Below are 13747 nucleotides of genomic sequence, written 5' to 3'. Positions count from 1 at the left end.
TCTCTCTGAGAGAAAACCCGGAATCACAACCTTTTGGAAAGGCTTACAAAAATTCTCCTCTATTATGCAAGGTTGGATCCTCTTTAGAAATATGTCCAGACGGTAGGTATTTATTATCGGCTTTTTTTATGCATTAAATTTTTCGACCGGTTTACAATAAAGACCCCAATTAAAATAATTGCTGCGGAAAATAATTGCCATAAACCAAAGACTTCTCCGTCTAAAATTCCCCAGCCCAAAGCCACGATTGGAATAATATAAGTAACCGAAGTGGTAAAAACAGGATCTGAAATCTGCACCAGTTTATTAAATAAGATCATGGCCAGCCCTGTGCCAAGAACACCCAATATTCCTACGGAAATTAATGACCACTGAAGTTCACTGGTTAAACTTTCAGTTTCAAAAAAACCGGTATAATAAAGGATGATTGTTGCAGGAAGCGACAAAACCAGAAAACTACCCACAGTAATCGCAACTGCGGAAATATCCTGCATGTAAAACTTCAGAATATTGACATTAACCGCATAAAAAGTTGCCGCGATAATCACTAAAAATGAATATAAATAATCCTGATCTGGATTAATGCTCGCGCCGCTTAGAATTAATCCAACAGTTCCCAGCAAACCAACAATAACACCTATCGTTTTATTCTGAGTTAGGATTGCTTTAAAGAAAAATACCCCGAAAATTAATGTAAGTAAGGGAGTAGTAGCATTTAGAATGGAGGCAATAGCGCTGTCAATTTCGGTTTCAGCATAGGCGAATAAAAAGACCGGGAAAAATGATCCTATAAAAGCTGAAATAATGATCAATTTCCATTGTTTTCGGTTTAATTGTTTTAAACTCTTCAATCCTACAAGCACAAGAAATATAGCTGCGAAAATTAATCTAAGCGAGCCCACCTGCAAGGGCGTGAGCGCGATCAAAGCTTTTTTAATCAGAATAAAGGAACTGCCCCAAACCAGTGATAAGATCACCAGGTAAAGCCATTTTATGTTTTTGGAACCCATATAAAATACAAAGGCCAAAAGTCGGTATTACAAGTGGGAAATTTTGAGAATTCTGGTAAATTATTTCCAGGTAAGGCTTTCCATCAAATGACGGATATCTTTTTTTAGGTAAGCCGCGGCAGGAACAAGGGAATCATAATTTGGAACGCGGTTAAAATATACCGAACCCGTTATAAAATGTTCCGTACTATCGGTTAAATAAAATTGGGCCTGTGATGCCGCATCACCTTCTACCTCATAAAACATTCCGTAGGTTTTATGAAGATCGTTGGTATAGATATCGCCTTCAATGGCATCGGCTTTAATGGTATGTTGAAGCGGAAGTTTCTGAGCGTCCATCAGCAATGAATCAAGGTTATTATTTACCTGCTGATATGTGATATAAATAGACCCATTCATAAAATTATAATTCAGGTTGATCCAGCAGGGAATTTTGTTCCGGGAAGGGCCAATTTCAGCCAGTGAATTTTTATCAAATTCAAACGGACAGTCCAGTTCAGTTCTTTCGTATTTGGCTTCAGGGTAATTGAGGGAGAGAAAACCTTTGGGTTTCGGTTTAGGATCATTTTTACAGGCGGAGATCATTCCGAAACTTATCAGAAAAAAAAATAGTTTAGCTTTTTTCATTTCCAATATTCATCTTGATCTGTTTAATCCTTTTATCATCTATCACTTCTATGGTAAAGGTGTAATTTTCGAGCGCCAGCATATCATTCTTCCTGGGAAAACCTCCTGAAATTTCTAAGAGAAAACCTGCCAGGGTATCAGCTTCGCCCTTCTTTTCCTCGAAAATAGTGACATCATCAATTTTGGCAATTTTGTAAAAATCTTTCAGCGGGGTTTTACCTTCAAAAACAAAATTAAATTCATCCAATTTGGAATAAATAAGGTCTTCATCATCAAATTCATCACTAATATCCCCAACGATCTCTTCAATAATATCTTCCAGGGAGATAAGTCCGCTCGTGCCTCCATACTCATCTACTACAATGGCCAGGTGATTCTTTTTCACCTTAAATTCATTGAGAAGATCATCCAGCTTTTTGTTCTCTGGAACAAAATAAGGCTCCCGCAATAAACTCGTCCACTCAAAATTCTTTTCGTTCAGGTAAGGTAAAAGATCTTTGATGTAGAGAATTCCCTCTACATTATCGATATTTTCCTTATAAACCGGGATTCTTGAATATCCATGTTCTATTAAGTGCGGAACGATCTCGGAATACGTATTTTCGCGATTTAAGGCAAAAATGTCCATCCTTGGGCGCATTACCTGTTTGGTATCGGTATTCCCAAAACTTACAATTCCCTGAAGAATTTTATGCTCCTCACGGGTAGTATCTTCTTCACTGGTGAGTTCGAGTGCCTGCGATAAATGATCAATGCTTATAAAAGATCGTTTTTTGCCCAATTTCTCATGGATATAAAGTGTGACTGCACGCATGGGACTACTCAGTGGAGAAAATAGCGTATCCAGAATATTTAGAGGGTAGGCCATAAAGTTTGAAAACTTCTCTTTATTCCTGCTCGCATAAACCTTCGGTAGAATTTCTCCAAAAAGAAGAATAAGAAAAGTGACGATCCCTACTTCGAAGAAGAAACGCAGGTCAATTCCGAAGAATTCTGTATTTACACCTTCAAAAAGATCATCGGTAAGATGATCAAAAAGCAGCACAATCGCGATATTGATGAAATTATTTGCAACTAAAATGGTAGCCAGCAGCTTCTTGGGTTTTTCCAGAAGTGTGATGACAATATCCTGGGTTTTAGACCGCTTTCCATCTTCGGTTATAAAATTAGCCGGGGTAAGCGAAAAAAAAGCCACTTCAGCTCCAGAAATAAGGGCAGAACAAAGCAGTAAAATAATTAAGATAAAAAGGCTTACAAATTGGGTAATTCCAACAGTGGCCCAAATTAAAAGTAAACTGGGAGGCTCCAAGTCCAATGGCAAATGTTTTAATTTCTATTTAGAAAGGTAAATCGTCTTCTTCCTCCTGTTGATTAACCGATTCGTTCTGGTTGCTTTGACTTTTAGAATTTCCCGATTTGCTATTAGAGTTATTTCCAGTACCCTGGGAATTTCCGCTGTTTTGCATTCCGGTTTCATTTTTAGGGGTTAAAAACGTGAATTCTGAACAGTGAATTTCAGTTTGGTATTTATCCTGTCCCTGATCGTCCTGCCATTTACGTGTTTTTATCCTTCCTTCCACATAAACCCGGTCACCTTTCTTCAAATACTTTTCACAAACTTCAGCAGCTTTATTTCTCACTACTACATTGTGCCATTCTGTATTGGTAACACGCTCCCCTGTAGTCCTATTCGTGTAACTTTCATTAGTTGCTACCGGAAATCTTCCAATAGATCCTCCTCCTTCAAAATAATGCATTTTTACATCATCTCCCGTGTGTCCTATGAGCATTACTTTATTCAGTGTGCCTGTCATTACTATACTTTTTGAGTCAAGAAACTGACTTATTAATTATTATTTATTCTAAAATACTAAAAATATATTCTGAATAGCGTTCAAAAGCGCAAAGATATAAACAAGAAATTAGTTGTAAGCCTCAGAAAGATATTCATTTAGAAAGTTCTCAATTAAAACCGGCACAGGATATTTCTCGACCTCGTTTATAAAAATACTTTTATCAAGATCCAGTTTAGTCTCAACGATCCAGAATCTGGTATGTAAATGTTGATGGGAGAGCTTATGAATTTTGGGCTCATCCCTAAATAAGGTAATTTCAAACTCCCTCTCGCCCAGGATCTTCTTAAAATCTTCGGAAGCAATTAATTCCTTTTCCGAAAAATGATCGTTAGATTCTACCAATGGAAATTGATAGAGCCCATTCCAAATCCCTTTTCCGGTTCGTTGCTCCAGTAAGGTTTTTTTATCCTGATGGTTAAACACAAGATAATTGAAGTACCGATGCTTTATTTTGCTCTTTTTCAGTTTTATGGGACGCTCCTTTACTGTATTATTTCTCAGCGCAAGGCATTTTGAACTCAGCGGACAAAGAAGACAATAAGGATTTTGAGGTTTGCATTGTATAGCCCCAAATTCCATTAAAGCCTGATTATGCGTTGCCGGATCCTTTTTATTCAAAATTTCCTGGGCCAGCAACTTAAATTCTTTTATCCCAGCAGAAGAATTGATAGGGGTGTCCAGATCAAAAAGTCGTGATAATACCCTGTATACGTTACCATCTACCACCGCTACCGGCTCGTTATAACAGAAACTGGCAATTGCGGCTGCGGTATAATCCCCAATTCCTTTGAGTTTCTTTAATTCCACATACGATTTCGGGAAAACACCATTTAGTTTTTCAGTGACAAATTTGGCAGTTTCATGCAGGTTCCTAGCGCGCGAATAATAGCCCAATCCCTGCCATAATTTTAAAACCTCGTCTATTGGCGCATTGGCCAGATCAAAAACTGTAGGATATTTCTCGGTAAATCTATAGTAATAGGGTAAGCCCTGTTCAATTCTTGTTTGCTGAAGCATGATTTCACTTAACCATATATGATAGGGTTCACGCGTGTTTCTCCAGGGAAGTTCCCTTTTATTTTCAGAATACCAGGTAAAAAGTTCAGTTGTAATTTGCATAATTAACAAAGAAGCTCTGCAATATTAGGAGTTTATTACGTTATTATTAGTGGATTAGGTTTGAAATATTGAAGATTTAATTATTATATTTGCCCCCTTGAAAAAAAACACAAACCCCAATTTATAAAATTTAAACAGCAAGAAAATGACGAAAGCAGATATCGTAACCAACATTTCAGAAAAACTTGGAATGGAAAAAGGTGATGTTCAAGCAACTATCGAGTCTTTTATGGATGAAGTTAAATCTTCACTTGAAAGCGGAGACAATGTCTATTTAAGAGGTTTTGGAAGCTTTGTAGTGAAAACCAGAGCCGAGAAAACCGGAAGGAACATCTCTAAAAACACTACTATTAAAATTCCTGCTCACAACATCCCTGCATTCAAGCCTGCGAAAATTTTTGTAGAAGGAGTAAAATCTAATGTAGAAGTGAAGTAATTAATCTACGGTGTCAACCGGGATTTCAAAATAAATATTAATTAAAATAAAGTACACTATGCCAAGTGGTAAAAAGAGAAAAAGACATAAGGTGGCTACGCACAAGCGAAAAAAGCGTAGAAGAGCCAATCGCCACAAGAAAAAGTAGTTTCCAACTACTTTTTTTATTTAAAATCGTTCTTTGAAATTGAAACTGCGATAAAGTATCGTTTAAGTTTCTTCAGGATTCAAAACCTGTGAAAAAATAATGTTTAATCCATCTGTACCTACCATTACAGGTACGGATATAAAATCTAGAAGTGTGGACAAAGAATTAATTATCAGGTCCGAACCTTCTGCTGTAGATTTTGCCTTATTAAAAGATGGAAAACTTATTGAACTAAATAAAGAAGAAGACAGCAATAAATTTAATGTAGGAGATATTTATATCGCCAAGATTAGAAAAGCTGTACCAGGATTAAATGCCGCATTTGTAAATGTTGGCTATGAAAAAGATGGTTTTTTACACTATCATGATCTTGGGCCTCAAATGGCGACTTTATTGAAATTCATAAAACGTGTAAGCACAGGTAAATTAAAAGATTATTCTTTAAAGAATTTTCCTTTAGAAAAGGATATAGACAAAAATGGCGCTATCGCCGATGTCTTAAAATCAAATCAGTCGCTATTGGTTCAAATCATGAAAGAACCTATCTCTACAAAAGGGCCAAGGATAAGCTCAGAGCTTTCACTCCCCGGTCGCTATATTGTATTGGTGCCTTTTTCCAACCGCATTTCAGTTTCTCAAAAAATTGAAAGCAAAGAAGAAAAAGACCGCCTTAAGAGATTGGTCAAAAGCATCAAACCTAAAAACTTTGGTGTGATCATTAGAACCGTAGCTGAAGGTAAAAAAGTAGCAGAACTGGACAGAGACCTCGAAAATTTAGTAGGTCGATGGACAGCCATGTGCAAAAAACTGTATAAGCCGCATCACCCTTCCAAAGTACTTGGAGAGTTAAACAGAGCATCGTCTTTGTTGAGAGATATCTTTAATGATACCTTCACCTCCATTTGTGTAGATGATGAAACGCTTTATACTCAAATTAAAGATTATGTGAGCGAAATTGCTCCTGAAAAAGAATCAATCGTAAAATTGCATCAATCCAACCAACCCATTTTCGAAAAAAGCGGTATCGAAAGACAAATTAAAACTTCCTTTGGGCGCACCGTCTCTATGAGCAAAGGTGCTTATCTGATTATTGAACACACTGAAGCTATGCACGTTATAGACGTAAACAGCGGAAACCGTTCCAATAAATCAAAAAACCAGGAGGATACCGCATTAGAAGTTAATATGATAAGTGCTGCAGAAATTGCCCGCCAGTTACGATTACGTGACATGGGAGGGATTATCGTGGTAGATTTCATAGATATGAACAGAGCTGAAAATAGAAAGAAGCTCTATGATCACCTTCGCAACGAAATGAGTGATGACCGGGCAAAACATAAAATATTGCCCCCTAGTAAATTCGGATTGATCCAAATTACAAGACAGCGCGTAAGACCGGAAATGAATATTAAAACCCGTGAGGATAACCCTAACGGAATTGGTGAAATTGAAGCACCAATTAGCGTAATTAATAAAATCAAAACCGATCTTGATAAATTGATCAAGAAAGATCATGCTAAGATTACTCTTAGTGCGCACCCATTTATTGCAGCCTTTTTAACCAAAGGCTTTCCATCGCCCAGATCTAAGTGGTTTGTAGACCATAAACGCTGGGTTAAAATTTTGCCTCGAGATGCTTACACGTATTTAGAGTACCACTTCCACGATAAAGACGGGAAAGTGATCTTATAAATAATCAACGCCTTTCATTCATTTGAAAGGCGTTTTTTTTTGCCTTATTCCCGCCAGCTTTATAATTCTTTAACCATAAGTTGAATCTTTTAATAGAATACCAACAAAGCTTTATTAGGTAATTAACTAAGTTCCCACTATTTCAGCCTTAGATTTATACATTATAAACCAAAAAAAATTATAGACATGATGAAGGATTTGAAAGATCTATTTGAACACCAGTTAAAAGATTTATATAGTGCAGAATCTCAATTGACCAAAGCATTACCCAAAATGGTAAAGGCTGCACATGATAAAAAACTAAAAGACGCTTTTGAAAGCCATCTGGAAGAAACGAAAGAGCACAAAGAGAGATTAGCAGAAATTTGCGAAGAATTAGGCTTTAAACCAACCGGTGAAACCTGTAAAGCAATGAAAGGCTTAATTGAAGAAGCTGAAAGTTTCCTTGAAGAAGATGCTTCAGAAGAAGTTCGCGATGCCGGTCTTATTGCCGATGCCCAACGTGTGGAACATTATGAAATTTCAGGATATGGAACTGTAGTGCGTTATGCCAAAGAACTTGGTCATAAAGACGTAGCGAAAAAACTTCAAAAAACTCTTGATGAAGAATACAACGCCGATAATAAACTGGATAAATTAGCTGAAGGACGTTTGAATAAAAAAGCGAAATAATCTTCAGTGAATAAAATTGAAAAGCTTCCCTTCGTGGAAGCTTTTTTTATACCTATTTTCTACATATATTTTTAACTTTTTTAATGGATTATTCTAAAGACAAATCATACACCATCACTGAAGCTACCCAAAAGCTGATGCATTACTGCGCATATCGCGACAGATCCCAAAAGGAAGTGGAAGATAAGTTGAATGAAATGCGAATGATTCCCCAGGCAAAAGAGAAGATCATCATTCAGTTAATGCAGGAAGATTTTTTAAATGAAGAACGATTTGCCCGTAGTTTTGCCCGGGGCAAATTCAGAATTAAAAAATGGGGAAAAGTGAAGATCAAAAATGAACTGCGAAAAAAGCAAATATCGGAACCTATTATAAAATTAGGCCTTTCAGAAATCAATCAAAAAGATTATAATTCTTCTTTATATGATCTGGCAGAAAAAAGGATTGAAAAAACCAATGAATCTAATTCTTATAAGAAAAAACAAAAGGTAGCTGATCATCTAATGCGCAAAGGTTACGAAACCCATCTCGTTTTTGATTGCTTAAACGAGCTTATCCCCTAATATCATACTTTTTGTGAGTGCGCTTGACCGCCTGATCATTTTTATAATCAATCCATTTTTGACCGCGAAATTTTCTCATATAATTATCAAAATGACGCATAAAAATGATATTGTATACGGCTTTGGAAAAATTGGTAAGCGTTCTTGGGGTTGCCCTCAAACTCATGGAAAACCCGGCAGTAAGATAGGTCATATGGTGCCAGTAACCTTCAGGCATATAAAGCGTATCTCCATGATTTAATTCGGTAATAAAACCTTTTGCTTTCTTTAAAACAGGAAACTTGTCATAATCTGGATTATTAAAATTGATATCTTCCCGAGTGATCAAAGCGTGCGGCACCTTGTATAAATGCTTACTTTCAGTGGGAGGAAATAAAATGCATTGTTTTTTTCCGTGGAAATGAAAATGTAAAATATTGGCGTAATCAATGTCATAATGCATAAAGACTTTTGACTTTTCACCGCCAAAAAATAACATGGGCATTTGCTTCAGAAATCTTAAGCCAATATCCGGAAAACTGAAATCCTGCTGAAGTTTGGGGACTTCCTTGAGTAAATTGTAAAGAAAGATGCGATAACTTGATGGGCCTTTTTTAAGCAGCTCAATATACTCGTGCATTTTCATCTTCGTATGAGCTTCATTAAATTTAAATTCTGAAGAAATTGGCCTGTTATCATAAAGCGGCACCATTTTGTCACCGGCAATTTCATCAATATAATCTAATGTCCACTTATCATATGCCGGCCAGCCTTCGATAAGTTTAGTGATTACCACCGGCTTTTGAGGTTGTACGTAATTCCGAACAAAATCATCTTTAGAGATATTCTCTATTCTGGGAATTTGTTCCAATTTCATAGCATCATTCTTCATTTAATCAATCTCTGCATATTTATGAGTGCGCTTGATTGCCAGCTCATTTTTATAATCGACCCACCGCTGACCTTTAATTTTTCTCATGACATTATCATAATTTCTCATGATCAAAATGTTCTTTAAAACCTCAGCGATCTTTTTTGGAGATCTGGGCAGCGAACGTAAAGTTAAGGATAAGCTGGGAGTTTCGTACTTAATAAAATGCCACCATTTACTGGGAATATATAGGGCATCCCCATGGACCATTCTAGTTTCAAAGCCTTTAGCTTTCGCCAGAGCAGGATATTTCTCAAAATCTGGAGCATCCATATCAATGATTTCCATACTTACAATGGAATAAGGCACTTTATAAATAAGTCCTGTTTGATCTGGCGGATAAAGAATCACTTTCTTTTTCCCTGTAAAGTTAAAATGAAAATTATTGGCAAGGTCCATATCATAATGCATCACCACTTTGGAACCTTCACCACCTACAAAAAGCACCGGTAATTTTTTAAAGAATTTAACCCCCAGTTCAGGATATTGAAAATCCTCGACCAATTCAGGGCAATTTTGCAGAAGATTGAAGAAGAACATTCTGAGGTCTGTAGGCCCTGCTTCCAGAATATCTATATATTCTTTTAACGGCATCTTCATTGCCGGCCCATGAGAAGCCTGTCTTCCTTTTGCTGGCTTACTATCATACAACGGTACCACAACTTCACCTGCCTTTTCTCGAAAATAATCAAAATCCCATTTGGAATACGCCGGCCAGTTTTTAGCAAGATCTTCAATCACCACCGGTTTCTCCGGAATAAAATATTCCTGTAAAAACTCATCTTGCGAGAGCCCTTTTCTTCTTGGAATGTTTTGAAGATCGAGTTTCAATTTTATATAAAATTAAAAACCAGGCTTTGATTTTGCTTTTTCCTGCGCCTGGAGGTTACGTTCAATTTTATGTCCCGGCCTACTCCATTTTGGTTTTTCATCCTGACTATTGAATTGGGATTTATCAGCAGCAACGCTTACCGGTTGGGATTTCTTCTCAAAAGCCTTTTGCGGGTTAAGTCCTAACATTTTAAACATTTCCATGTCCTCATTTACATCAGGATTTGGCGTGGTAAGCAATTTATCCCCGGCAAAAATCGAATTCGCCCCGGCAAAGAAACACATCGCCTGGCCTTCACGACTCATTTGGGTCCTACCGGCAGAAAGCCTTACCTGAGTTTCGGGCATTACAATCCTGGTTGTCGCCACCATCCTGATCATATCCCAAATTGGAACAGGCTTTTCCTCAGCCATTGGTGTACCTTCAACTGGCACTAGGGCATTTATGGGCACAGATTCCGGCTGCGGATTCAAAGTTGCCAGAGCAACCAGCATTCCGGCACGATCGGCTTCACTTTCTCCCATTCCTATAATTCCCCCACTACAAACGGTCACATTTGTTTTTCTAACATTATTTATGGTTTGCAACCGGTCTTCAAATCCACGGGTAGAAATTACCTCTTTATAATAGTCTTCAGAAGTATCCAGGTTATGATTGTAGGCATATAGACCGGCCTCTGCAAGCCTTTGTGCCTGGTTTTCAGTTAGCATGCCTAAAGTACAGCAAACTTCCATATCGAGCTTGTTAATGGTTCGCACCATCTCAAGTACATTGTCGAATTCTGAACCGTCCTTTACATTTCTCCAAGCTGCACCCATACAAACCCTGGAACTGCCTGTAGCTTTTGCACGTAAAGCTTGGGCTTTTACCTGATTTACACTCATAAGATCATTCCCTTCCAAATCTGTATGATAACGGGCTGCCTGTGGACAATACCCGCAATCTTCCGGGCAACCCCCGGTTTTTATAGAAAGTAATGTAGAAACCTGGACTGTATTGGGATCATGTTGTTGGCGATGAACCGTCGCCGCTTCGTAAAGCAGCTCCATGAAAGGTTTGTTGTAAATTTCAAGAATCTCTTCTTTGGTCCAGTCGTGTTTAATAGTCATGTAAATCGATTTGTATTCAAAAATAAAGAAAACTCAGGTTTCTCAGGAATTTCGCAAGATGAATTATAAACCAAAAGCTAACATCTAATTTCGGGACACAAGGATTGAAACCGCATTTCCCCCAAAACCAACTGAATTCACTAAGATCTTTTCTAACTTCTTAGGTTTTTTCTGAAATTCAGAAAAAGGTACATTGATGAATTCCTGATGCTCCAGCATCAAAATTGCCATTTCAAGACTCAATATTCCCGAGGCGGCGAAACTATGGCCCATGATCCATTTGTTACTGGTTATCGCAGGAAGGTTTTCTCCAAAAATTTCGGTTACTGCATTAACTTCTGAAGCATCTCCACCTATAGTTCCCGGTGCATGTAGCACAATAGCATCAATTTCACTTTTATCGATTTCTGAAATGGCCATTCTCATGGATTTCTGAAGACATTTTCCTTTTCTGGAAAGCGATGCCCCGTGCTTTAGCTTCTCATTTCCGTAACCAATTCCACGAATTATAGCTTTGGCAGTTTTCTTTTCCCCCAGTTCGATTTGTAATAAACCAGAAGCTTCCGCCAAAACCATGGAATTTTTTTCTTTTTTCATGTCCAGGGCCCTACTGGGAAATTCCGAAAAAGAAGAAGCATATATTTTCATTGCGGCCATTTGCGCAAGCGTAAAAGGAGTTAAAGCTGCTTCACTACCGCCCACTATAAAATTTTGTGACATTTTACTTTCCAGCCAGGCAATTCCATTTAAAATTGAATGCATTCCTGTAGAACAGGTAATACTGTGGGAAAAATCTGGGCCATTAAGTTGAAGATCCTGTGCTACCCAGGAAGAAATATTTCCCAGGGTGGTGGATGGTGAGGAATATCCTGAAGTTTTTCCTGTTTCTATAAATTCAGTATGATATTTTTCAAATAATTCGGTTGCGCCACGGCTACTTCCAATATTGATCCCCGTTTTTCTATTCGAATTGGAGATATTTCTTCCGGTAAGAATGGCCATTAAAACTGACCGGTCTAAATAGCGATATTTTGAATTTTCAGATCGTAAATTTTCAATTTCTGCATTTAAAGCTGCAGAAAGTTCTCCTATAATCCATTCACTTTCCCCAATTTTTTTTCTGGATAAAAAATGCTTTCCAGACCTGTAATTTGCCCAAATCTCTTCAGCATTTTTCCCTAAGGGTGAAATACTGCTAACAGCAGTAATTGAAACTGGATTTTTCAAAACTTGATTTTTGGCAAAAATAAGCCTGAAGTAAAAGATTGCCTAATCCTAAAGCTTAATTCTTTTCTTGCGTGGCCGGAAATAAAGCTTCTTAGTTGACTTCATTTTTCTGGAACCGGAGTTAATTTCTTCGATCTTCTCTTTAACTTTTTCCGGTAATAAAGAAAATAATGGCTGATGAACTTTGGAGATATAGGGAAATGCCTGTTCTAATTTTTCATCCCATTCTTGATGACATCTTAGGATATCGTCTGGAAGCACTTCTTTCCTTGCAGTTCCTTCATCTTCCGGAGTAAAGGATTCTGTCAAATTCAAATAGCCGTAATCATCTGTAAGCTCCTCACCTATCTGAATATCACGAATGGCAAGTTCAAAATTATAGCAGGTAGAAAGGCAATTCGATTTGAAGCTGTGGTTTACAAATTTCGCCAGGTCCCAACATAAAATATGCTCACCCTTATGGTTGCGAAAACTGTATTTTTCCAGCATATCCCGGGAATCTGATTTTAGCTTCTCTGGAGCATCAGGCTTAAATACGTGATCCAGTTCATCCAGTGCCCAGGTGATCGTCCCTTTGGGGATCAATTTGGTTGCCACCACTCCATAACCAATTTTTGAACTTATCCATCTAAGTTCTGTATCAGGATGCATCATAATTTGTAGAATATTCAACTAAAATTATATAAAAAACAAATTCAAAATTCTTAAAATTTAAAACTTTTAAAAATATTTATTCCGCCACCCTGAGACCCGTGATAAAAATTCTAGCGGAGGAAATTGACGAATTTTTTAGAAGATCTGATGAGATGCTGAAACATCCCGATAGCTCGGGACAGCATGACGGTAGTTCTAAAAACCAGCATCGTCACCCTGAACTGGGTTCAGGGCCTCTAATACGTCACTGCGAGGAAACGAAGCAGTCTCCATAATAGATTGCTTCACTGCGCCTGCCTACCGCAGGCAGGTTCGCAATGGACAACCAGCAGGGAAACGTCCTCAATTTCGGATTCGGGACCCGTAGGTGCAAAATCCGTTAAAAAAGAATTGCTGTTTGAGCGAAGCGAGTTCAATTCTTTTAGGATTTAAACCGTTACGGGTGAACGAGAAACTGCAGACTAGATTTTTTGTTTCTTTTTCAGCAATGGAAAAAGAAAAGAATGAAAATATGCTTCGACTGCGCTCGCGATGAACAAAGAATACCTAGGATGGTCATTTCGACCAAAGGGAGAAATCTCATTTTAAATGAAGTTTAAATAAGAGATTTCTCAGTCGTTGCACTCCTTCGAAATGACCTTTTTCGTCACGCTGAGACCCGTGATAAAAAATTATCTAGCGAAGAAAATTGACGTATTTTTTAGTATCTCTAATAAGATGCTGAAACATCCCGGTAGCTATCGGGACAGCATGACGGCAATTCTAAAGGTCAGTATCGTCACCCTGAACTGGGTTCAGGGTCTATACTACGCAAATAAATACGTCAATGGTAATTTATTTGATTCCGTCCAATCTTCGATTTCAGAATGAACATCTTCTAAAACTTTAGGGA

Annotated in this window: 14 protein-coding genes; 4 read left to right on the top strand and 10 right to left on the bottom strand. The window is 37.7% G+C overall.

Annotated features, from left to right (window positions below; all coding sequences use genetic code 11):
- Window positions 1-113: 113 nt before the first annotated feature.
- The 5 genes from DHD80_RS04425 to mutY form a co-directional block, all read right to left on the bottom strand.
- A complete protein-coding gene (locus DHD80_RS04425; RefSeq protein ID WP_251739940.1) occupies window positions 114-1010 on the bottom strand; it encodes a DMT family transporter in 897 nt (298 codons plus the stop codon).
- 60 nt (window positions 1011-1070) lie between these two features.
- Window positions 1071-1637, bottom strand: a complete 567-nt coding sequence (gene gldD, locus DHD80_RS04420) for a gliding motility lipoprotein GldD (protein ID WP_251739923.1) — start codon at window positions 1635-1637, stop codon at window positions 1071-1073.
- A complete protein-coding gene (locus tag DHD80_RS04415) occupies window positions 1624-2952 on the bottom strand; it encodes a gliding motility-associated protein GldE (protein WP_251739922.1) in 1329 nt (442 codons plus the stop codon). The genes gldD and DHD80_RS04415 overlap by 14 nt, the downstream gene beginning before the upstream one ends.
- Before the next feature lie 22 nt (window positions 2953-2974).
- Entirely contained in the window at window positions 2975-3451 is a 477-nt protein-coding gene (ssb, locus tag DHD80_RS04410) for a single-stranded DNA-binding protein (RefSeq protein WP_251739921.1), read from the bottom strand.
- Window positions 3452-3559: 108 nt separating this feature from the next.
- On the bottom strand, window positions 3560-4612 hold the full coding sequence (gene mutY, locus DHD80_RS04405; protein ID WP_251739920.1) for an A/G-specific adenine glycosylase: 1053 nt from the start codon (window positions 4610-4612) through the stop codon (window positions 3560-3562).
- A 145-nt stretch (window positions 4613-4757) separates the two neighbouring features.
- Here mutY and DHD80_RS04400 point away from each other — a divergent pair, with 145 nt between their 5' ends.
- The 4 genes from DHD80_RS04400 (at window position 4758) to DHD80_RS04385 (ending at window position 8123) form a co-directional block, all read left to right on the top strand.
- A complete protein-coding gene (locus tag DHD80_RS04400) occupies window positions 4758-5048 on the top strand; it encodes an HU family DNA-binding protein (RefSeq protein ID WP_251739919.1) in 291 nt (96 codons plus the stop codon).
- 301 nt (window positions 5049-5349) lie between these two features.
- Window positions 5350-6888: an Rne/Rng family ribonuclease gene (locus tag DHD80_RS04395; RefSeq protein ID WP_251739939.1), complete on the top strand. Its 1539-nt coding sequence runs from the start codon at window positions 5350-5352 to the stop codon at window positions 6886-6888.
- 189 nt (window positions 6889-7077) lie between these two features.
- On the top strand, window positions 7078-7560 hold the full coding sequence (locus DHD80_RS04390; protein WP_251739938.1) for a ferritin-like domain-containing protein: 483 nt from the start codon (window positions 7078-7080) through the stop codon (window positions 7558-7560).
- An 83-nt stretch (window positions 7561-7643) separates the two neighbouring features.
- A complete protein-coding gene (locus DHD80_RS04385) occupies window positions 7644-8123 on the top strand; it encodes a regulatory protein RecX (RefSeq protein ID WP_251739918.1) in 480 nt (159 codons plus the stop codon).
- On the opposite strand, the gene DHD80_RS04380 is transcribed toward DHD80_RS04385, so the two are convergent.
- The 5 genes from DHD80_RS04380 to DHD80_RS04360 all read right to left on the bottom strand — a co-directional run bounded on the left by DHD80_RS04380 (window position 8113) and on the right by DHD80_RS04360 (window position 12855).
- A complete protein-coding gene (locus tag DHD80_RS04380) occupies window positions 8113-8979 on the bottom strand; it encodes a cupin-like domain-containing protein (RefSeq protein ID WP_251739917.1) in 867 nt (288 codons plus the stop codon). The genes DHD80_RS04385 and DHD80_RS04380 overlap by 11 nt on opposite strands.
- A gap of 15 nt (window positions 8980-8994) precedes the next feature.
- Window positions 8995-9864 carry a cupin-like domain-containing protein gene (locus DHD80_RS04375; RefSeq protein WP_251739916.1) on the bottom strand — a complete coding sequence of 290 codons (870 nt, stop codon included), beginning with the start codon at window positions 9862-9864 and terminating at the stop codon, window positions 8995-8997.
- 12 nt (window positions 9865-9876) lie between these two features.
- Complete coding sequence (gene bioB, locus DHD80_RS04370) at window positions 9877-10974, bottom strand: biotin synthase BioB (protein WP_251739915.1); 1098 nt, start codon at window positions 10972-10974, stop codon at window positions 9877-9879.
- Between the two features lie 84 nt (window positions 10975-11058).
- Window positions 11059-12201 (bottom strand): beta-ketoacyl synthase N-terminal-like domain-containing protein, encoded by a 1143-nt coding sequence (locus DHD80_RS04365; RefSeq protein ID WP_251739914.1) that lies wholly within the window; start codon window positions 12199-12201, stop codon window positions 11059-11061.
- Between the two features lie 48 nt (window positions 12202-12249).
- Window positions 12250-12855, bottom strand: coding sequence for an SET domain-containing protein (locus tag DHD80_RS04360; RefSeq protein WP_251739913.1), 606 nt, complete (start codon window positions 12853-12855; stop codon window positions 12250-12252).
- Window positions 12856-13747: the final 892 nt, after the last annotated feature.

It is taken from the genome of Gramella sp. AN32 (assembly GCF_023718305.1).
Classification (GTDB): Bacteria; Bacteroidota; Bacteroidia; order Flavobacteriales; family Flavobacteriaceae; genus Christiangramia; species Christiangramia antarctica.
This window is presented reverse-complemented; position numbering and strand designations above follow the sequence as displayed.

Bases quoted from the DNA above. Each gene is read 5' to 3' on its own strand.
- DHD80_RS04425 (WP_251739940.1), bottom strand. From the start codon at position 1,010: ATGGGTTCCAAAAACATAAAATGGCTTTACCTGGTGATCTTATCACTG.
- gldD (WP_251739923.1), bottom strand. From the start codon at position 1,637: ATGAAAAAAGCTAAACTATTTTTTTTTCTGATAAGTTTCGGAATGATC.
- ssb (WP_251739921.1), bottom strand. From the start codon at position 3,451: ATGACAGGCACACTGAATAAAGTAATGCTCATAGGACACACGGGAGAT.
- mutY (WP_251739920.1), bottom strand. From the start codon at position 4,612: ATGCAAATTACAACTGAACTTTTTACCTGGTATTCTGAAAATAAAAGG.
- DHD80_RS04400 (WP_251739919.1), top strand. From the start codon at position 4,758: ATGACGAAAGCAGATATCGTAACCAACATTTCAGAAAAACTTGGAATG.
- DHD80_RS04390 (WP_251739938.1), top strand. From the start codon at position 7,078: ATGAAGGATTTGAAAGATCTATTTGAACACCAGTTAAAAGATTTATAT.
- DHD80_RS04385 (WP_251739918.1), top strand. From the start codon at position 7,644: ATGGATTATTCTAAAGACAAATCATACACCATCACTGAAGCTACCCAA.
- DHD80_RS04380 (WP_251739917.1), bottom strand. From the start codon at position 8,979: ATGAAATTGGAACAAATTCCCAGAATAGAGAATATCTCTAAAGATGAT.
- bioB (WP_251739915.1), bottom strand. From the start codon at position 10,974: ATGACTATTAAACACGACTGGACCAAAGAAGAGATTCTTGAAATTTAC.
- DHD80_RS04360 (WP_251739913.1), bottom strand. From the start codon at position 12,855: ATGATGCATCCTGATACAGAACTTAGATGGATAAGTTCAAAAATTGGT.